Origin of the sequence: Clostridium sp. UBA7503 (genome assembly GCF_002477055.1) — a bacterium.
Taxonomy (GTDB): domain Bacteria; phylum Bacillota; class Clostridia; order Clostridiales; family Clostridiaceae; genus Clostridium_J; species Clostridium_J sulfidigenes.
Window position 1 is genome coordinate 121,405 of sequence record NZ_DLNT01000006.1, and the last position, 22,016, is coordinate 143,420.

Annotated in this window: 16 protein-coding genes and 1 pseudogene; all 17 read right to left on the minus strand. The window is 30.6% G+C overall.

Translation table 11 applies throughout. The features are described from left to right. Nucleotide 1 precedes the first annotated feature (1 nt). Nucleotides 2-1,345 (minus strand): gluconeogenesis factor YvcK family protein, encoded by a 1,344-nt coding sequence (locus B3630_RS01130; RefSeq protein WP_346894751.1) that lies wholly within the window; start codon nt 1,343-1,345, stop codon nt 2-4. Next, complete coding sequence (gene rapZ / locus B3630_RS01135) at nt 1,342-2,226, minus strand: RNase adapter RapZ (protein WP_346847672.1); 885 nt, start codon at nt 2,224-2,226, stop codon at nt 1,342-1,344. The genes B3630_RS01130 and rapZ overlap by 4 nt, the downstream gene beginning before the upstream one ends. Nucleotides 2,227-2,476: 250 nt before the next feature. Further along, nucleotides 2,477-3,661: a pyridoxal phosphate-dependent aminotransferase gene (locus B3630_RS01140; protein WP_346870001.1), complete on the minus strand. Its 1,185-nt coding sequence runs from the start codon at nt 3,659-3,661 to the stop codon at nt 2,477-2,479. 24 nt (nt 3,662-3,685) lie between these two features. Further along, entirely contained in the window at nt 3,686-4,609 is a 924-nt protein-coding gene (murB, locus tag B3630_RS01145; RefSeq protein WP_346894753.1) for a UDP-N-acetylmuramate dehydrogenase, read from the minus strand. A gap of 152 nt (nt 4,610-4,761) precedes the next feature. Beyond that, nucleotides 4,762-6,624 carry an excinuclease ABC subunit UvrC gene (gene uvrC, locus B3630_RS01150; protein ID WP_346894755.1) on the minus strand — a complete coding sequence of 621 codons (1,863 nt, stop codon included), beginning with the start codon at nt 6,622-6,624 and terminating at the stop codon, nt 4,762-4,764. 127 nt (nt 6,625-6,751) lie between these two features. Further along, entirely contained in the window at nt 6,752-8,170 is a 1,419-nt protein-coding gene (locus B3630_RS01155) for a peptidoglycan D,D-transpeptidase FtsI family protein (RefSeq protein WP_346894757.1), read from the minus strand. After that, a complete protein-coding gene (locus B3630_RS01160; RefSeq protein WP_346894759.1) occupies nt 8,163-9,479 on the minus strand; it encodes an FtsW/RodA/SpoVE family cell cycle protein in 1,317 nt (438 codons plus the stop codon). The genes B3630_RS01155 and B3630_RS01160 overlap by 8 nt, the downstream gene beginning before the upstream one ends. A 16-nt stretch (nt 9,480-9,495) precedes the next feature. Continuing rightward, entirely contained in the window at nt 9,496-9,924 is a 429-nt protein-coding gene (locus B3630_RS01165) for an FHA domain-containing protein (RefSeq protein ID WP_346869996.1), read from the minus strand. Nucleotides 9,925-9,994: 70 nt separating this feature from the next. Further along, nucleotides 9,995-12,820 (minus strand): annotated as a pseudogene (gene uvrA, locus B3630_RS01170) (excinuclease ABC subunit UvrA). An 11-nt stretch (nt 12,821-12,831) separates the two neighbouring features. Further along, on the minus strand, nt 12,832-14,817 hold the full coding sequence (gene uvrB / locus B3630_RS01175) for an excinuclease ABC subunit UvrB (protein WP_346894761.1): 1,986 nt from the start codon (nt 14,815-14,817) through the stop codon (nt 12,832-12,834). A 26-nt stretch (nt 14,818-14,843) separates the two neighbouring features. Continuing rightward, entirely contained in the window at nt 14,844-16,148 is a 1,305-nt protein-coding gene (locus B3630_RS01180; protein WP_346894763.1) for a hypothetical protein, read from the minus strand. A 208-nt stretch (nt 16,149-16,356) separates the two neighbouring features. Continuing rightward, nucleotides 16,357-17,586, minus strand: a complete 1,230-nt coding sequence (locus B3630_RS01185; protein WP_346894765.1) for a S41 family peptidase — start codon at nt 17,584-17,586, stop codon at nt 16,357-16,359. Between the two features lie 164 nt (nt 17,587-17,750). Beyond that, nucleotides 17,751-18,644, minus strand: coding sequence for a permease-like cell division protein FtsX (gene ftsX / locus B3630_RS01190; RefSeq protein WP_346894767.1), 894 nt, complete (start codon nt 18,642-18,644; stop codon nt 17,751-17,753). Further along, complete coding sequence (ftsE, locus tag B3630_RS01195) at nt 18,634-19,320, minus strand: cell division ATP-binding protein FtsE (RefSeq protein WP_346869990.1); 687 nt, start codon at nt 19,318-19,320, stop codon at nt 18,634-18,636. The genes ftsX and ftsE overlap by 11 nt, the downstream gene beginning before the upstream one ends. Nucleotides 19,321-19,491: 171 nt before the next feature. Further along, nucleotides 19,492-19,869: a hypothetical protein gene (locus B3630_RS01200; RefSeq protein WP_346869989.1), complete on the minus strand. Its 378-nt coding sequence runs from the start codon at nt 19,867-19,869 to the stop codon at nt 19,492-19,494. A 115-nt stretch (nt 19,870-19,984) separates the two neighbouring features. After that, a complete protein-coding gene (locus tag B3630_RS01205) occupies nt 19,985-20,923 on the minus strand; it encodes a transketolase family protein (protein WP_414632626.1) in 939 nt (312 codons plus the stop codon). Continuing rightward, the gene (locus tag B3630_RS01210; RefSeq protein ID WP_346894769.1) at nt 20,923-21,750 is read right to left on the minus strand and encodes a transketolase; all 828 of its coding nucleotides are present in this window, start codon (nt 21,748-21,750) and stop codon (nt 20,923-20,925) included. The genes B3630_RS01205 and B3630_RS01210 overlap by 1 nt, the downstream gene beginning before the upstream one ends. Between the last annotated feature and the right edge of the window lie 266 nt (nt 21,751-22,016).

The following is a 22,016-nucleotide window of genomic DNA, read 5'->3' on the forward strand; positions in this document are numbered from 1 at the left end:
TCTACTCCCTATCCTTTTTTTCTCTTCTTAATCTCTGTGATAAATATATATATTCAAAAATTCTTTTCTCATCATTAATCATTTTTTTCTTTAATATAGTTTCTATAAGTATTTTAGCAAGTTTATCCTCATCATGTCTTATGAGCTCTTTTTTTATCTTTATCATATCAAACTCTATATACTTTACATTTAGCTTATCTTTGTCACCATGGTCAAGTTGAACAAAGGTTGAGCCTTTTTGTAAGTATCTTTCTTTTATATTTTCTTCTTCCTTTGAGAGCCCTTTATTTACAATAGCATAATCAATAGGCATACCTTGGCAGTGTTTCATTATAGCTCTTATATGATCTTGAACACTAAAGTTATCACTCTCACCTGGTTGAGTCATTATATTTGACACATAAATCTTTAACGCTTTAGTGGCCTTTACAGCCTCTCTTATATCACCTACCATTAGATTAGGGATTATACTAGTATACACACTTCCTGGACCTAATATAACTGCATCAGCATCTCTTATAGCCTCAACGGCCTCTTGAACTCCATTAGCATCTTTAGGCTCTATAAATACTCTATCTATAGGTGATTTTCTATTTAAGCTCTCAGTAGGTATTGAGGATTCTCCTTTTATTATGTCTCCATTTTTTAGTTTTGCATATAATTGCACATTTTCTAAAGTAACAGGCAGCACTTTTCCAGTTACTGCCAAAACCTCACTGGTTTTTTTAATAGCCTCTAAAAAATTATCGGAAATCCCATTCATAGCTGCTAAAAATAAATTACCAAAACTTTGATTCTCTAAAGAACCATCCTTAAATCTATACCTAAAGAGCTGTTCCATCAAAGGTTCAGTATCTGCTAAAGCTATTATGCAGTTACGAATATCTCCTGGCGGTAACATTCCTAAATCTTGCCTCAGTACCCCAGAACCACCTCCATCATCAGCCACTGTAACTACTGCAGTTATATTAGTAGTATATCTTTTTAGTCCGCTAAGCATATTTGAGAGCCCTGTTCCACCTCCAATAACTACCACCTTAGGACCCTTTACTAATATACTATTTTTAAAAAAATCATCACCAAAATTTTTCTTTCCCATAGAAAAATTCAACGCTTCAAACTTTATTATATCTATTACTTTTTTAGTATACTTCTCTAAACTTATATAGGTCAATACACACCCTAAAACTAGTATTGCTACGAAAAAGATTTTAATAGAAATACCTTCACACCATCTTCTTATAAGCTCAATTATAGAGTAGGAAATTAAAAATACACCTAAAATAATTTGACATATCCATCTCTTAATTCCCACACCAGGCATTAACCCGTCCTTAAGCTTCATCGCTTTCCAGCTCCTCTACTTACATCCTCATTTATATCTCTATGATCTATAGTTACACTATTACCATTATGATTTAAAGTCTCATATACTTTATTTGCAATAGCTACAGAACGATGTCTACCTCCTGTACAACCAATAGCAACAATCAACTGTCTTTTTCCCTCTATTTTATAATTAGGAATTAAAAATTTAAGCATATCTATAAATTTTTCTACAAATTGCTGTGTTTCAACTTTGGATAATACATAATCTTTTACTGGCTTATCTAATCCGCTAAAAGGCTTTAGATCAGCAATATAATATGGATTAGGAATAAATCTTACATCCATAACTAAATCCGCATCTAAAGGTATTCCATATTTAAATCCAAAGGATATTACATTAATAAGTAAAGGACTTTCAATTTGACCTTCATCTCCATAGGCCATAGTTATTTCTTCATTAAGCTCTTTATTAGTTAGTTTTGATGTGTTTATTATTTTACTAGCCCTTTCCCTTATTCCTTTTAGTTTTTTCTTTTCTATACTTATACCATTAATAATCCTTCCATCCGGTGCAAGAGGATGTTTTCTTCTTGATTCTTTATATCTTTTAACTAAGGTTTCATCTGTAGCTTCAAGGTATAATACTTCATATAGGTAACCTTCTTTATCAAGAGTTGACAAGCTACCTAATAAGTCATCAAAAAATGTTCTTCCTCTAATATCTACTACTATGGCAATTTTATCTATTTTACCTTCAGTTTTGAAGCACACTTCAGCAAACTTTATTATAAGGGTTGGTGGTAAATTATCTACACAGTAAAACCCTAAATCCTCAAGGGATCTTATTGCTTGTGTCTTACCTGCTCCTGACATACCTGTAACTATCAAAAATTTCATTCTATCACACCTCTTTTGCATATTTAATTCCAGTAAAACTTGTAAATTTAATCTTATTTTATTTTTAAATTATACATCTTTTAAATTAATAATTTTAATAAAAATTAACACTAATATCTATATATTATACACATTAATTATATCATATAGTAATTTATATTACTAAAAAAGATATAGGATAAATATTTATTTATCCTATATCTCTCACATAAAATTTTAAAATTAACAATATTATTTTAAATTAAAATATTTATTTTATAGACTCAATTAATGATTTAAATCCAGGTAAGGCATTTTCTATAGTACTATATGCTACACAATAAGCAATTCTAATATATCCTGGACAAGCAAAAGAAGTTCCAGGAACTATTAGAATATTATATTTTTTTGCCATATTACAGAATTCAATATCGTTCTCTATAGGTGATTTAACAAATAAATAGAAAGCACCTTCTGGTTTTATACAATTATATCCATAAGAAGTAAGTTCACTATAAAGTAGTTCCCGATTTTTATTATAAAAATCAATATTTACTTTATCATCTAAACATCTAGCTATCACTCTTTGGAAAAGTGATGGTGCATTTACATATCCTAAAATACGAGTAGCTACATTAGCAGCAGATACAACATTTTCAAAATCGGATACTTCATTTGGTATAACTAAATATCCAATTCTTTCTCCTGGTAATGAAAGAGATTTACTATAGGAATATCCAACAATTGTATTATCGTAATACTTTGTTAAATATGGCACTTGAATGTTATCGTATACAAGCTCTCTGTAAGGCTCATCTGATATTAAATATATGTCAGTTCCTAATTCCTTTTGCTTTTCTTTTAAAATATTAGTAAGTTTTATAATAGTTTCTTCTGAATAAACAACACCTGTAGGATTGTTTGGAGAGTTAATTATAACAGCTTTAGTCTTATCCGTAATTTTACTTTTAAACTCATCTAAATTAGGTTGAAAATCTATAGTGTTTGGTGATACTACTACAAGCCTTCCGTCATAGTTAGCTGCATAACTTCTATATTCACCAAAATATGGTGCAAATACTACTACTTCATCTTCTGGATTTAAAAGAGTTTTAAAAATCACATTTAAACCACCTGCTGCACCTACAGTCATAACTATATTCTTTTCTGTAAAACTTGTATTAAATTTTTTGTTAATTGAGTTGGCAATAGTTTCTCTAACATCCTCATAACCTGAGTTGCTCATGTAACCATGAACCATAGTATTAGGTTCATTATTTAAAATATCTACAATTGCCTCCTTTACAGTGCTTGGCGGTTCAAGATTTGGATTTCCTAAACTGAAATCATAAACATTTTCTGCACCATAAATTGATGCGAGTCTTTTACCTTCTTCAAACATAGCTCTGATTAATGAACTACCTTTAACATAATCAACCATTTTTTTTGAAATCATATCCCCATCTCCCTATTTTTTATATTAGGTTAAACTATCTTCACCTATAACTCTAACTTCAGTGTGTAATTCAACCTTAAATTTTTCATAAACTTTAGCTTTTACAAATTCAATAAGATCTAAAATATCCTTTGACGTTGCATTGCCTCTATTTATGATAAATCCTGAATGTTTTTCAGATACCTGTGCATCCCCAACGCTAGTACCCTTTAATCCTGAATCTTGAATAAGCTTACCTGCAAAATATCCTTCGGGTCTTTTAAATGTACTTCCTGCTGATGCATATTCTAAGGGTTGCTTACTTTTTCTTCTTTCTGCTAGATCACCCATTCTTTCCTTGATCAAAGCTTTATCTCCATGAGACAATCTCATCCTTGTTTCCAGAACTATATAGCCATACTTTAAAATTACACTATTTCTATATCCAAATTCTAGTTCCTCTTTACTCAATTCTCTAATGTTACCCTCATTGTCAATTATTAAAGAACTTTCAATTACTTTTGCCATTTCTCCGTCATAGGCACCTGCATTCATTGCAGTAGCACCTCCAATAGATCCTGGTATACCAGACGCAAATTCTAACCCTGATAAACTATTCTTTAAAGCCTGATCTGCAACTGAATATAACTTAGCTCCACATTGTGCAGATATTAAATTTTCATCTACTACTATTTTATTTATGTGTCCTAGTTTTATAACTACTCCTCTTATTCCTCCATCTCTTATTATGAGATTAGATCCATTTCCTAATATGAAATAATCCACCTTATTTTCCTTGCATATGTTAATTAAGTCTTTAACCATTTCATAATTAGAAGGATAAACTAATAGGTCAGCGGGTCCACCTACCTTAAAAGAAGTATGATTCTTCATTAGTTCATCTATTTTTACATTTTCATTCCCTGCTACATCTAAAACACTTCTTATAAAACTATCCTTTAATTTCATTGTATACCTCTTACTATATTATTATATATTAAGTATAAAATACTTACGTTATATATATCAACATTTATTATATATTTCTTTCATTTTAAGTATACTATTCTATTAATAGTATACACACTCTAATTCAATATTTTTATGCTGACATATGGTTATTAACTATTTTTCTTAAAATAATTAATTATACTTTCAGTAGCTTTCCCATCCATAGAAGGTGTAGCCATTAACTCTTCATAGGTAGCCTTTTTTATATTTTCAATACTACCAAATTTCCTTAGAAGTTCACGCCTTCTCTTTTCCCCTATTTTAGGTATTTCATCTAATATAGAATATAAAGTACGTTTATCTCTTAAAGTTCTATGATATGTAATGGCAAATCTATGAACTTCATCCTGAATCCTAGTTATTAAAAGCATAGCCTTGGAAGAGGGCTTTAATAAAATTTCTTTATTTTTATAAATAAGTCCTCTTGTTCTATGCTTATCGTCCTTTACCATACCACATACAGGTATAGTAATATTTAATTCCTCCAACACTTGAAGTGCTATATTAATTTGTCCTTTTCCACCATCCATCATAATCAAGTCAGGAAAAATAGAAAATTTACCCGACTTAAAGTCCATACCATTATTATTTATCTTCCTTATTTCTTCTAATCCATGGGTAAATCTCCTTGTTAATATCTCTCGCATAGAGCCATAATCGTCTGCACCTTCTACAGTTTTAATTTTAAATCTTCTATAATCACTATTTTTAGCTACTCCATCTTGAAATACTACCATGGTTCCTACAGAATCCATTCCCATGATATTAGATATATCATAAGCTTCAATTCTACTAGGCATATCTTCAATCCCAAGAGCCTCTTGAATTTCAGAAAGTGCCACATTATTAAGTTCCTTATCTACTTTATGTTTAATCTTAAACATTTCGAGAGCATGGCTAGCGTTTTTCTCTACCATATCAAGTGTCTTTTTCTTTTCTCCTTTATGTGGAACCTTTATAGTGACTCTATATTCCTTCTTTATAGATAACCATTGCTCTAAGATATCAATTTCATCACAATGACTTACATATACAGTCTTAGGTATAAAAGCAGTTCCACCATAAAAATTTTTAATAAATTCCTCTATGACATAGGCAGGCTCTTCTCCTCCAGTATTGTCTAAAATAAAATCTTCTCTTCCAACGATTTTGCCATCTCTTAAAAAAAATATCTGAATACAACTATCTTTTTCATCTTGAGAAATACCTATAAAATCTTCATTTTCAAAATTATTACTAATAATCTTTTGCTTTTCATTTATTTTATCTATAGCTATTAACTTATCTCTTAAAGAAGCCGCTCTTTCAAAATCTAATTTCTTTGATGCTTCTTCCATTTCAGTCTTAATATTACTTGTAATTTTTGTATCCTTACCTGTAAGTAAATCCACCACATCATTGATAATTTTTTTATATTCCTCTTTAGAAATTAATCCTTCACATGGTCCACTACATAATTTTATATGATAGTTAAGACAAACCCTTGTTTTAGGCCCATTTTCCTTTATAACTCTTCTACATGTTCTAAGAGGAAATACCTTTTTTATAAGTTCATTTATAGTATATACTGCACTTCCATCCGTATATGGTCCAAAATATTTAGATGAATCATTTCCATAATTTCTTGTAACTAATACCCTTGGAAATTCTTCGTTAGTAATTTTAATAAAAGGAAAATATTTATCATCTTTTAGCAAAATATTATATTTAGGACTATACTTTTTTATTAAATTACATTCTAGTATTAAAGCTTCTACTTCAGAATCGGTAACTATATACTCAAATTCACTTATATTCTTAACCATAGCTCTAACTTTTTCACTATGATTTTTAGAATTCTGAAAGTATTGTCTTACTCTATTTTTAAGATTTTTTGCTTTTCCTACATATATTACTTCTCTCAAAGAATTTCTCATTAAATAAACTCCAGGATTGTCTGGAAGATTTTTTAGATGATACTCAAAATTAAACATTAAATCACCTCACTTCTCATCCAAAGGTTGTTTCATCTTTAGTATAATACTTATTGAACTTCACTTTTAATGCAATGATAAATAATCATAAAGTATATTATATAATTATATTTCAAGAGTTCTAATATTAATTTGTATTAAAGTAAGATTTCATAAGCTCCTTTGCCATAGCGCTGGCATTAAAGCTATCATTTCCACCTTCTTCTGCAATTATAGCAAAGGCTATTTCTGGGTCATCATAACCTGCAAAACCTATAAACCAAGTGTGTGGCTCCTTATCTCCAGAGTCATGGTCTGCAGTTCCAGTCTTTCCTGATACTTGAATGTTCCATAACTTTGCTGCCTGGCCAGTCCCCTCATTGACTACAGCTTTCATATATTCCTTTACCAATGCTGCATTTTCAGGAGTTGTAACTGTAGCTGCTTCCTTTTGTTCATAGCTTTTAACTACTTTCCCTTCCGGACTTATGATTTCCTTTACTACATTAGGTTCCATCATTACACCATTATTAGCTATAGTACTAGCTACTAGTGCCATTTCTATTGGACTTGCTAATACTCCACTTTGTCCTATACCACTTTGAGCTATATTACCAACCTCATCACTTTTATATTTGGGGAAAATACTATTATCAATGGTAAGAGTTTCTGATGGAATATCTTTATTAAATAAGAACTTTTCCGATGTTGCCTTTAAATTATCATTTCCAAGTTCCATAGCTAAGGTACCAAATACCACATTACTAGACTTTAAAAAAGCTGTTCTAAGTCCAATGCTTCCATAAGCATACCCTTTGTAGTTTTCTAGGTATTCACTTTCATTAAAACTAATTTTCCCCTCATCATTAAAGATTCTATTGGTTATATCTGACATATTATCCAAAGCACTTATAGCTGTAATAACTTTAAAGGTTGAGCCTGGTGGGTAAAGACCTGAAACAGCTCTGTTCAAGAAAGGTGTATCCTCTTGTTGTGACAGTTTTTCAAAGTTTTCTTGTATTGTATTTGCATCAAAACTTGGTTTTGACACCATAGCAAGAACCTCTCCCGTCTTAGGATTTAATGCTACTATTGATCCCTTTCTGTTGCCTAAAATCTCAAAGGCTCTTTGTTGTAACTTAGAATTTAAGGTAGTCACTACATGATTTCCAATTTTATTCTCATCCTTTTTATTGGAAAATATATCCTTTATGGAATTCACTGATTGTCCTGAAAGTTCTTTATCAAACTTCTTTTCAATTCCACTAGCGCCATACTTAGCATCATTATAACCAACAACATGAGAAAAAGCTACTCCTCCAATATACTTTCTTGTTTGAGAAAACTCCCCTGTTTTTTCACCTGTAGTTAAAGGATTCATATCTCTGTCGTAAATAGTTCCTCTAAGAACTCTATTTTTCTCCGCCTGATTTCTTTTATTATAAACACTATCCAAAGCTATTTGATTTTTAAATAATGTACTATAACTTATATAAGAGATTAGAGCAATAAATAATAACAGAAATACAATCATTACATTTTTTATGTTCTTTTGTAGATTATTCATAATTACTACTCTCCTCTGATATTTTTTGTATTATACCTAATGAAAGATAACTTATCAGCATAGAACTTCCTCCATAACTAACAAAAGGTAAAGTTATTCCTGTAAGAGGAATAGCCCCAGTTACACCACCAATAATTACTAGAGTTTGGGATACCATCATAGTACTATATCCAACGGCTAATAGCCTTGAAAATCTATCCTTTATGTAAAGTGCAGCCCTTATACATCTATAGAATAGTAGAAAGTTTAAAATTATAACTGCAAACCCAATAAGTAACCCTAGCTCTTCACAAATAGCTGCAAATATAAAGTCAGATTCCACTACTGGAATATATCCTGGATATCCATTTCCAAGTCCTACCCCAAAGAATCCTCCATTTGCTATAGCTATAAGGGATTGAACAAGCTGATGTCCTTCATTATATCCATATTTCCATGGATCCCGCCATATCATAACCCTTATTTGAACATGATAAAATAAGTAATATCCTATGACACCACCAACTACAAATAACAGTAATGCTATTATTACATACTTTTTATTTGATGTAGCAATATAAAGCATAGTAAGTGCTATGGCAAAGAAAATTAGCGCTGAACCCAAGTCTGTTTGAGCTAACATAAATAGTAATGATATCATCATTACTATAGCAGGCTCCATTAAACTTATATATTTATATGAGCTTTCTTTCCTAAATCCAATTGCCCTTCCTATCTTAATCCAAAACTTCGAAGGCTTTTCATAGTCCTTTAATGCTGAAGCAAGGTAAGCTACTAAGGCAATTTTTCCAAACTCAGAAGGTTGAAAACCAAACCCAAATAAATTTACCCAGTTTTTAGCTCCAAACTGTTCCTTTCCAAAAAAGGTACCCATGGACATAAATAATAATGTTACTATTAGATATAAATATTTGTACTTACTAAATCTTTTTAAATCTGGAAGTATTACAACTACTAATATAAACATAGTCATACCTAAAGCAAAAAATATAATTTGCTTAGCTGTTAAAAAACTTCTAGTACCTTCCGCTATATAACTACCTCCTGATATGGGTAAATCCAACCTATATATCATAGCAATCCCTATAACAGCAAGAATATTTGAAAATAACAATATAAATTTATCCCCATCTGGATAAAATCTTCTTATTACAAAGTGGGAATAACATAATAAACCACATATTATTGCTCCTATAAATATTGCACCCTTATCAATAGTTGGAGTTAGAATTGCTACATTAAAAAACAGTGCCATTACAAGCAAATAAGTAAACCTAAGCACTCTTTTTTCTTGTTTTATACCCTTCATACTTGCCTCCTAATAACTACATAAATTTAAAGGTAGCAGTTCCCACCTTTATTATATCCCCTGACTTTAATATAAGGGAATTCTTTATTCTAATATCATTAACCTTAGTTCCGTTAGTACTCTCCAAATCTTCCAACACATACTCATTATTTCTTCTGAAAATTTTAACATGATGAGAAGAAACATATTTATCATCTAAGATTACTGTATTATCACTTTTTCTTCCCATAGTTAAGTTATCTACTATTGGTAGTATTCCTCCATTTTTTAGATTTGTATTTTCTCCAGCTACCATTATTTCTAGCCCAGAAGTAGCCTTTCTAGTTCTATTCCTTCTTTTACCCACTGATTTAGTATCTGTATACATTATTTTTAAAGCATAGATTATAATAAAATAAACTATGGCTATTATTCCTAAATTTAATGCAAATTTTAAAATATTCATAAGCAAAACTCCTTTATATATATATAACATAACTAGCATCATTATAAATTATGATGCTAGTTATAAGTAATTATATCATCTTTTTCAGGTACTGTCCCGTATATGATTTAGAACATTTAATTACATCCTTAGGATTTCCTTTAACTATAATAGTTCCTCCCTGATCTCCACCTTCTGGTCCTAAATCTATAATATAATCTGAACATTTTATTACATCTAAATTATGTTCAATCACTATTACTGTATTCCCTCCTTCTACAAGTCTTTGGAGAATTTTTATAAGTTTACTAACATCATCAATGTGTAATCCAGTAGTGGGTTCATCTAAGATATATAAAGTCTTGCCTGTACTTCTTTTAGATAATTCATAGGCAAGCTTTATTCTCTGTGCCTCTCCGCCTGATAACGTGGTTGATGGTTGACCTAATCTTATATAAGATAATCCAACATCCATAAGAGTTTTAAGTTTACTACTTATACGAGGTATATTTTCAAAGAAAGCTAACCCTTCTTCTACCGTCATATTTAAAACATCTGCAATGGTTTTTCCCTTGTATTTTACCTCTAATGTTTCCCTATTGTATCTCTTTCCTTTACATACTTCACATTCAACATAGACATCAGATAAAAATTGCATTTCTATCTTTATAATCCCATCACCTTTGCAAGCTTCGCATCTTCCACCTTTAACATTAAAACTGAATCTACCTTGTTTATATCCTCTACTTTTAGCCTCTGGAACTATAGTAAAAAGTTCTCTTATTAAATCAAACACTCCTGTATATGTAGCAGGGTTACTTCTCGGTGTTCTTCATATTGGACTTTGATCTATATTTATAATCTTATCAATCTGATCAGCGCCTATAATTTCCTCATGTTTTCCTGGTAGTTTCTTAGAACCATTTAATTTTCTATTTAACCCCTTATATAAAACCTGATTAACTAAAGTACTTTTCCCTGACCCTGAAACTCCTGTTACAGATGTAAATAATCCTAATGGAAATTCAACACTTACATTTTTTAGATTATTTTCCTTTGCACCTTTAACTTTTATAACTCTATTTTTATCCATAATTCTATATTTTCCCGGCACATCTATAGTTCTATGCCCACTTAAATATTGTCCTGTAATGGACTCTTTACACTTCATCACATGTTTTACTGTACCTGCAGCTACTATTTTTCCTCCATGCTCTCCTGCTCCTGGACCTATATCTACTAAGTAATCTGCCTCTCGCATAGTATCTTCGTCATGCTCAACTACAATTAAAGTATTTCCTATGTCTCTAAGATGCTTTAAAGTCTTTATTAATTTATCATTATCTCTTTGATGCAATCCAATACTTGGCTCATCTAAAATATATAAAACTCCCATCAAACTAGAACCAATTTGAGTTGCTAATCTAATTCTTTGCGCTTCTCCTCCTGATAAAGTACCTGATGCTCTACTTAAGTTAAGATAACTAAGTCCTACATCTTTTAAAAAGCTAAGTCTACTCTTAACTTCCTTTAATACTTGTTCTGCTACAATTTCATCCTTTTTAGATAATTTTAATGTGTCTACAAAATCAAGTTCTTCTATAATAGACATAGTACAAAATTCACTTATATTTTTACCACCTACAGTAACAGATAAAGCTTCTTTAGATAATCTTCTTCCCTTACACTTAGGACAAGGATTATCACTCATATACTCTTCTACTTCCCTCTTTATGTAATCTGAGTTAGTTTCCATATATCTTCTTTTTAAATTATTTATTATACCTTCATAAGCATAATTATATATACCAGTTTTAAATTCCTTAGTATACTCTATTCGTAATTTTTCTCCATTCGTTCCATATAAAACAGAATTTAAATTCTCTTCTGATAGTTCTTCTATAGGAGTATCTAAAGTAAAACCTCTTTTTTTAGCGAGAGATTCTAATATGGCACGAGTCCATGAATCTTCCTTTAGACTACCTTCACCTAACGTTAAAATTCCTCCACCTAATATGGATTTGCTTTTATCAGGAATTACTAAATCCTCGTCTATCTCCATTAAAGTCCCTAGCCCATCACACTCATCACACTTGCCAAAGGGAGAATTGAAGGAAAACATTCTAGGCTCAATTTCACCAATACTTATTCCACAACTTATACATGAAAACTTTTCACTCAAAAGTATATCTTCTCCATGAATAACATTTAGAATAGCTATACCTTCACCTATTTTTAATGCTGACTCTAAAGAGTCTGTAATTCTTGATTCAATTCCATCTTTAATAACTACTCTATCTATTACTATTTCAATGGTATGCTTTTTATTCTTCTCTAGTTTGATATCTTCATCTTCTAAATCTACTAGGACACCATCAATTCTAGCTCTAACATATCCATTTTTTTTAATGTTCTCAAGGATCTTTACATGTTCTCCTTTTTTTCCTGTAACTACAGGTGCTAAGATTTGCACCTTAGTTCTAGCCGGCAGAGCCATTGCCTGATCTACCATTTGATCTACAGTCTGCTGGGTAATCTCCTTGCCACATTTCGGACAATGGGGTACACCTATCTTTGCATAAAGAAGTCTTAAATAATCATAAATTTCAGTTACTGTTCCTACTGTAGATCTTGGATTTTTACTTGTAGTTTTTTGGTCAATAGATATAGCTGGTGATAATCCTTCGATATACTCTACATCCGGTTTATTCATTTGGCCTAAAAACTGTCTCGCATAAGCTGAAAGAGACTCTACATATCTTCTTTGTCCCTCTGCATAAAGAGTATCAAAAGCTAAAGAAGATTTTCCTGAACCTGAAAGTCCAGTAAAAACAACAAATTTATCTCTTGGTATTTCTAGGTCTACATTTTTAAGGTTATGTACTTTTGCACCTTTTATATAAATACTATTTCTCATAAATTTCTCCTTTACAAATTAAATTCTCTCTTCATACGTTCTATCTCATCTCTTAAAATCGCTGCTCTTTCAAATTGTAAGTCCTTAGCTGCTTCTTTCATCTCTTTTTCTAGTTTAGTAATATGCTTAGCCAACTCCTTCTTATCTAAGAGTAAATCACTACTTGCTTCACTGATATATGAAGCTTCCTCTTCTGCCACTGTAGAAATTTCTATAACATCTCTTATTTCCTTGATTATAGTCTTAGGTACTATATTATGATCATCATTATATTTTTTTTGAATACATCTTCTTCTATGCGTCTCATTTATAGTTTTTTCCATAGAGTTCGTCATATTATCAGCATACATTATTACTTTACTTTCTGAATTTCTTGCAGCCCTACCTACAGTCTGAATTAAAGATGTTTCACTCCTTAAGAATCCTTCCTTATCTGCATCTAATATAGCAACTAATGCCACTTCGGGAATATCTAACCCTTCTCTTAAAAGATTTATTCCAATTAGCACATCATAATCTCCTCTTCGAAGATCTCTTATTATTTCCATTCTTTCCATAGTAATTATATCAGAATGTAAGTAAGTAGTTTTTACTCCTAATTCCTTTAAATATTTAGTTAAATCCTCTGCCATCTTCTTTGTAAGAGTTGTAACTAAGGTTCTAAATCCTCTTTCAGTAGTTCTGTTAATCTCACTATATAAGTCATCAATTTGACCTTTTACTGGTCTTATTATAATTTTAGGATCTAAAAGTCCTGTTGGTCTTATTATTTGCTCTGCTATATTTGCAGAATGTTCATTCTCATAAACTCCAGGTGTAGCACTTACAAATAATACTTGATTTAATTTGTCTTCAAACTCTTCAAACCTAAGTGGTCTATTATCATAGGCTGATGGAAGTCTAAATCCATACTCTACTAAAGAAGTCTTTCTAGATCTGTCCCCTCCATACATAGCCTTAATTTGTGGTAGTGTAACATGACTTTCATCTATAAAGAAAAGAAAATCATCCGGAAAATAGTCAATAAGAGTTTGTGGTGGTGTTCCTTTTGCTCTTCCATCTAATATTCTAGAATAATTTTCTATTCCAGTACAATAACCTACTTCCCTCATCATTTCTATATCAAAATTGGTTCGCTGTTTTAATCTTTGAGCTTCTAATAACTTATCCTCATCCTTTAGCTCCCTTAATCTCTCTTCTAATTCAAATTCAATTTGAGAGATAGCTCTTTCTAAATTTTCCTTTGATGTAGCAAAGTGTGATGCTGGAAATATAGATACATGCTTTCTTCCACTAATTATATTGCCTGTTAATACATCAAATTCACGGATTCTGTCTATTTCATCTCCGAAAAACTCAACTTTTATCCCTTTATTAGTTGATGATGCTGGAAATATATCTAGCACGTCCCCTCTAACTCTAAAGGTTCCTCTTACAAAATTTATATCATTTCTTTCGTATTGAATATCCACTAGCTGACTAATAACACTATTTCTATCTTTAATCATACCTTCTCGTAAAGATACAGTAAGCTTTTTATAATCCTCTGGATTTCCTAGCCCATATATACATGATACAGAAGCCACAACTATAACATCTCGTCTTTCTATCAAGGCTGAAGTAGCTGAGTGTCGTAGCTTTTCTATCTCCTCATTTATTGATGCATCCTTTTCTATATAGGTGTCAGTTTGAGCCATATAAGCTTCTGGTTGATAGTAATCATAATAAGAAACAAAGTACTCAACAGCATTTTCCGGAAAAAACTCTTTAAATTCAGAGCATAATTGAGCTGCTAAAGTCTTATTATGAGCAAGAATTAAAGTTGGTCTTTGAACTCTCTCAATAATATTTGCCATAGTAAATGTCTTCCCTGATCCTGTTACTCCAAGTAAAGTTTGATATTTTTTATCTTCAAGAATTCCTTTAACTATACTATCTATTGCTTCAGGTTGATCTCCAGTTGGCTTAAATTTTGAATGAATCTTAAACTGACCCATGATACATCACCTCATCTTCTTTAAAATTAATCTTTATCGTTACTATCTTTTTTTTCTTTAATTTTATTTAGAATATCCGAAAAACTAGAACTGTTTGGTTTTGCTACAGTAGCCTGCTTTGGAACTTCTCTAGGAACTATAACAATTCCTAATTTTTCTTTATTGTTTTTTACTCTACATTCTAGTTCTTCCATAGATCCATTTTCTCTTCTAACCTTCATATTTATAATATCTGGAAGACATTCTAACATATTAAATATAATTTCATCCTTATATAATTTAATATTATTTATTTCTAATATTAGATCTCCCATTTTAACTCCCATATTTTTAGCTATTGAATTATGGGCTACATCTAGAACGCATACTCCCTCTTCATTACTCACATACTTTATTTTGCCTTTTTTTTCTGCTAAGCGATCAATATATAACATATATTCATGTAATACAGGCATCAATGTAAGAATTATCACATCTAAAATCTTATTTATATCCCCAAGAAAAGATAATAGAATTAATACAGTCCCATAGCCTAAAATTAATAGTCCTGAGAATATTGGCTTATTTTTTTTACTTTTTGTAAATGTTATGGTAGCATAATTAACTCCTGCAAAAATCGGTAGTGCACCAATTACCATAGTAGCAAAAATCAACATGTTTTTATTATGATTAATTATTGGCCACCACTCTGGAGTGTTTACACTTCCGCCCATGACTGTATTGGCGCTAGTAGCCTGTACCATTAATAATATTATCATTGGTAATATCCATTGTCTTCTATATGCGAATCCACCTATGATTTTTTTATCTCTTGATCCAAATACAGGTATAGCGCCTCTTTTCCCATCAAAGATTACTAATAACCCTTCAACAATATGCATTACTGCAACTAATACCAATAAATTAGTTATATCCATTTTTAGTACATCTAAACTTGGATTATACATAATTAATGATATAAAATACAGAAGTATTGATAATAGTCCCAAAATAGCCCCTGAATATGAAAGACAAACTAATTTTGGACTAAAGAACATTAACGCAACTGATAATATAAATATCAGAAATATATTAGAAGTTTCATAAAAAGTAATCCCCAAAAATGTAAGAATTAAACTAGCTACTACACCTCCTAATATTCCCATAACTATTTGTGACACAGTAAGTTCAAAAGCTGTTGATGAGTTTTTACCCATAATTAATCTTTCCATCACTGTAGTTTTTTTATTTTTCATATAGAATACGACAGCCATCATTATTAATATAAGCGCATAAGACGGCTCTACAATAGCATAAGACACCTGCTGCAAAGTATACTTTAAAAGTTCCATTATTTTTCTCCTTCTCATTATGTAACAAAGAGTAGATGTGCATAAGTAAAATTAAGTATCTATTATAATAGATACTTAATTTTACATCATCATTTATCTACTTGAAACTATAAAATTAATTTTATTAATTTTTCTATATGTTAACTTATTTTAATTAGTATTTATTATAATAAAAATACTAATATCTATTATAATACCCTATATTTTATTACTTAATCTTTTCTTTTGCCACTTCCAAAGCCTTTTCAAATTGAGGATCTACTGATTTATCATAGGATTTTCCCTTTAGTTCTTCTGGATACTCAACTAAAATATCTGGCTCTATTCCTATACCATGGATATTCTGCCCATTAGGAGTATAGTATTTTGATATAGTAACCTTCAATGCAGTTCCATCTCTAAATCCATCTCTATCCCTATAAAAAGTTGTTTGAACAACCCCCTTACCAAAAGTCTTAGTACCTACTAAAGTTCCTAACTTATAGTCTTTTATAGCTCCTGTAAATATTTCTGAAGCACTTGCACTCCCCTCATCTATTAATATAGTAAGTGGTAATCCTTCAGCAATTCCACCTACAGAATTATAATCCTTCCTACTTCCATTCTTATCTTCCGTATAAACTATATTCTTATTCTTAGGAATAAATTGTGAACACATATTCACAGTTTGATCTAATAATCCTCCTGGATTTTCTCTTAGGTCTACTATTAAACTCTTCATTCCTTTTGAGTTTAAATCTTTAATTGCGTTTTCAAAATTGCTAGATGTGTTTTCATCAAACATAGTTACCTGAATATATCCTACTTGACTATCAATCATTTCTTTTTTTACAGTTATCATTTCTATTTCATCTCTTACAGCTTTAACATTAAAAGAACCTTTATTTTCTCTAGCTAAAGTAAGTTCTACAGCTTCTCCTTTTTCACCTTTCATAGTTTTCACTGCTTTTTCCAAGTCCTTGCCTTCAACCTTTGTACCATTTACACTTTCAATTATATCTCCTGAAAGTATTCCCACTTTTTCTGCAGGTGAATTTTCAAAGGTAGCTACTACAACTATCTTATCTTCCTTAACTCCTACCTGTATTCCTAGTCCGACATAATTTCCTTCTGTTTGTGAATAGAAGTCTTTAAACTCTTCGGCATTCATATATGTTGTATATGGATCTCCTACAGCTTCTGTCATTCCCGCTGCTGCTCCATCTATAAGTTTATCAATATCAATTTCACCTAAATAATATCTATCTAATTTATCTTTTATAGTATATAACTTTTCAAAGTCCACTACATTTTCATATGTTTTTCTACTAACTATAACTTTACCATCTGGTAACTTAAAAGATATATAGTTAGATAATCCTAAAGTAATTAAATTTGTCACTATTAAAAGAGACACTATACCCGTTACTCTTTTCCATTTATTTTTCTTACCATCCATAAAAATCACCCTCTCATTATCATATATTTATTATTACTTTTTATCCCCAATAATAATACTATGAAATTAAAATTATTTTATTAATCCTTTCTATTACCAATATATTATATTATACACAAATAAGACTAAGAAATAAATTCTTAGTCTTATTTGTTCTTTATAATTTAAACTTTTAAGAATTTTCTCATGGATATTATACTTCCAATAGCGCCTATGAAAACTCCGCATCCCAAGAATTCCCAAATAATCACCTTTAATATATATGAAATACCTACTAAATCAAATCCAAATAGTGTATCAGCACTTAAATTATTAATTATAATAGCATATATAAAACCTAGTGCTACTACCGATATGACTGCTCCAAATATTCCAAGTATCATACCTTCTATTATAAACGGCCATCTAATAAACCAATCAGTAGCACCTACATACTTCATTATTCCTATTTCTTTTTTTCTAGTAAACACTGTAATTTTTATGGTATTTCCTATCAAGAATAGAGATATCATAATAAAAACTACAAATGCTACTGCAGCGCCTATTTTAAATGAATCTGTAAGCCTAGAAATTTTTGCAATTATAGATCTCGCATCTTTTATCTCATCAATACCATTCATATCTTTAATACTACTTACAACTTTATCAACCACTAGTGGCTCTTTAACATTTACCGTAAAGGAAGCTGGGAATGGATTATTATCCTCAAATCCAGATGTTAACTGACCTAATTCATCATTCATTTGTTCCTTTACATCCTTCAAAGCATCTTCCTTGCTTTGAAAAGTTATCTTATCTATACCCTCTACTTCTTTAATTTTATTCTCTATAGCATTTTTATTATTATCACTTATACTCTCTTTTAAGTAAATTTTTACCTCAACCATGGATCCCAATTGCGTAATTAATTTATCTACATTAGCTACTCCTAGTGTTATAGCTCCTAATAAAAAAAGTGTAGCTGTTACCGTAGCTATAGATGCTATACTTAAAGTTTTATTTCTTTTTATACTTTTAAGCGCTTCCTTAAATGAATATTTAAAAGAATCAAATTTCATAACCATATTTCCCCCTTTCCTCATCTCTGGCAATAACACCCTTCTCAATAGCTATAACTCTCTTTTTCATAGAGTCAACTATGTCTCTTGCATGGGTTGCCATAACAATGGTAGTTCCTGCTCTACTAATATCACTTAAAATATCCATAATTTCTAATGAAGTTTCAGGATCTAAGTTACCTGTTGGCTCATCAGCAATTAATAATGATGGACTATTTACTATAGCTCTAGCTATAGATACTCTTTGTTGTTCTCCACCTGATAACTCCGTAGGTAAAGCATCTCTCTTTTTTGATAATCCTACCATTGAAAGCACTGCTGGAACCTTCTTTTGTATATCCTTTTCGCTTGATCCTATAACTCTTAGTGCAAAAGCTACATTATCAAATACATTTAAACTTTGTATCAATCTAAAATCTTGAAATACTACTCCAATTTTTCTTCTATAATAAGGTACTTCTTTCCTTGTTAGCTTTGTTAAATCTGATCCTGTAACTATAACTGAACCCGCTGTTGGATCAACTTCTTTTAATAACATCTTTATAAAGGTAGATTTTCCTGCTCCACTTGGGCCTACTAAGAAAACAAATTCACCTTGGTCAATATGTACATTTAAATTAGATAAAGCTAGTACATTGTTATTATAAACCTTAGTAACATTTTTAAAATCTATCATAATTATTAACTCTCCTCGACTTTTTACTTTTTATCTGTGTATATTATAACATAAAAATTTAAAATGCAAGTCCTACATAAGTTAAAAAATAATAAATTATTATTTTTCTCCAAGAAAAAAGAGTGGAAATATATATATTTTTTTCCACTCATGTTTCTTTATGTATTTTAACTACACATATAAGTTGTGAATTAATATATCATATACTAAGAAATATGTTGCTAATAATGCAAAAGTACAGAATATAGTTCCTACTAAACCAAATTTATGAAGATATTGTCTCCAAGTTTTCTCATAGCTTAAAGGTCTCAATAACTTTGTCGGTTGTAAAAATGCTAATGCTGATACAAATAATCCTCCACAAGAAAATATAATTCCTGTATTTCTTATTCCCTTAAGTATTCGATAAAGTTCCATAGCTTGACCTTTAATTAATAGATATATGCAACTAATAACTATACCTAAAACTACAGGTATAATGACTAATTTTAAAGACAATTTAAAACAAAAGATTACATCATTCATATATCCTTTAACATCTTGTTTCATCTATAACGCTCTCCTTACTAAATCGAATTTTCAAATTATTTATAAATTATATCATAGGCTATAAAAAAAAGAAACCTAAGTATCCTTAGATTTCTTCCCTATTTAATTTTATTATTTATTTCATACTAATTCCAGTTTTAACCGCTTTAACTATATCTACTGCAGTTAATCCATAAGCTTTTAATAATTCTGCTGGCTTACCACTTTCCCCAAAAGTATCTTTTATTCCAACTCTTAAAACTGTAGCTGGACAATGTGTAGTTACTACCTCTGCTACTGCTGAACCAAGACCTCCTATGATACTATGCTCTTCTGCTGTAACTATAAGATTTGTTTCTCTTGCAGCTTTTGTTATCAATTCTTCGTCTATAGGCTTTATTGTATGTATATTAATAACTCTAACTCTTATCCCTTCTTCAGCCAAAATATTGTATGCTTCTAATGCTGCCTCTACCATAATTCCAGTTGCAACTATAGTAGCATCTTTCCCATCTCTTAAAGTTATTCCTTTACCAATTTCAAACTTATAATCTTCATTATCATTTATTATAGGTACTGCACTTCTACCAAGTCTAACATAGCAAGGACCTTCATATTTTGTTATAGCTTCTATTGCTGCTTCAGCCTCAATTCCATCACTTGGACTAATTACTACCATATTAGGTATACTTCTCATTAATGAAATATCTTCTACAGATTGGTGAGAAGCACCATCTTCTCCTACTGTTAGGCCAGCATGAGTAGCACATACCTTTACATTTAGTTTAGGGTAACATATAGAATTTCTTATTTGTTCAAAAGCTCTTCCTGTTGCAAATATAGCAAAAGTAGATGCAAAAGGAATTTTCCCACAAGCTGCCATCCCTGCTGCCACAGTCATCATATTACCTTCAGCAATTCCCATATTAATAAATCTTTCTGGGCATACAGCCTTAAAATCAGCAGTTTTAGTAGACTTAGATAAGTCTGCATCAAGAACTACTATATTTTCATTTTCTTTACCTATTCTCGCTAATGCTTTTCCATAGGCTTCTCTAGTTGCAACACTTTTCATTATTCTTCTCCCCCAATATCTTTTAATGCTATTTCACACTGCTCTTTACTTGGAGCTGAACCATGCCAACCTGCTTGATTCTCCATAAAAGATACACCTTTTCCTTTAATTGTTTTACAAACTATCATCGTAGGCTTATCTTTTACTCCTTTTCCAGCTTCTATAGCATCTTTTATCTTAACCAAATCATGACCATCTTCTAAATAAATCACGTTCCATCCAAATGCTACAAATTTATCTGCTATAGGATTAGGATTCATAACCTTATCAATATCTCCATCTATTTGAAGTCCATTATAATCTACAAAGGCCGTTAAATTGTCTAGTTTGTAATGAGCTGCACACATAGCCGCTTCCCAAACTTGACCTTCCTCTAATTCTCCATCTCCTAGTAGGGTATATACTCTATATGAGCTATTATCAAGCTTTCCTGCTAGTGCCATACCTACCGCAGCGGAAACTCCTTGACCTAATGAACCTGTAGACATATCTACTCCTGGTATGTAATTCATATTTGGATGACCTTGTAACATTGCTCCAGTTTTTCTTAATTTCATAAGTTCTTCTTTATTAAAGAAACCCCTCTCCGCAAGAGCTGCATATAAAACTGGTGCAGCATGACCTTTTGATAATACAAATCTATCTCTATTAGGATTCTTAGAGTCTTCTACACCAATATTCATTTCATTAAAATATAATGTAGTAATGATTTCTACAGCTGATAGCGAACCGCCTGGGTGACCAGATGCTGACTCTGTTACCATCTTTATAATATCTTTTCTTAAAACTTTCGCTATATTCTCTAATGCTATTAATGACTTTTCCATTGCTTATCCCTCCCTGATTTTCTTCTAAACTCATTATATCAATAATTTATTTATTCTCAACTATTTAGTTGAAATTTTACTTTTATCAATACAATCTCCAATAATTATTAATATATTATTTACCTTGCATTTCAATTAAATACAACTATTCTTCTATGATTATAAAAGTAATAAATACTTTATATTTTTTGTCCATCTAAAGATTTAATTTAAAAGGAGCTATTTCAAAATAATTCACTACTCTTTACAAAGTGTTAAGTTTCACT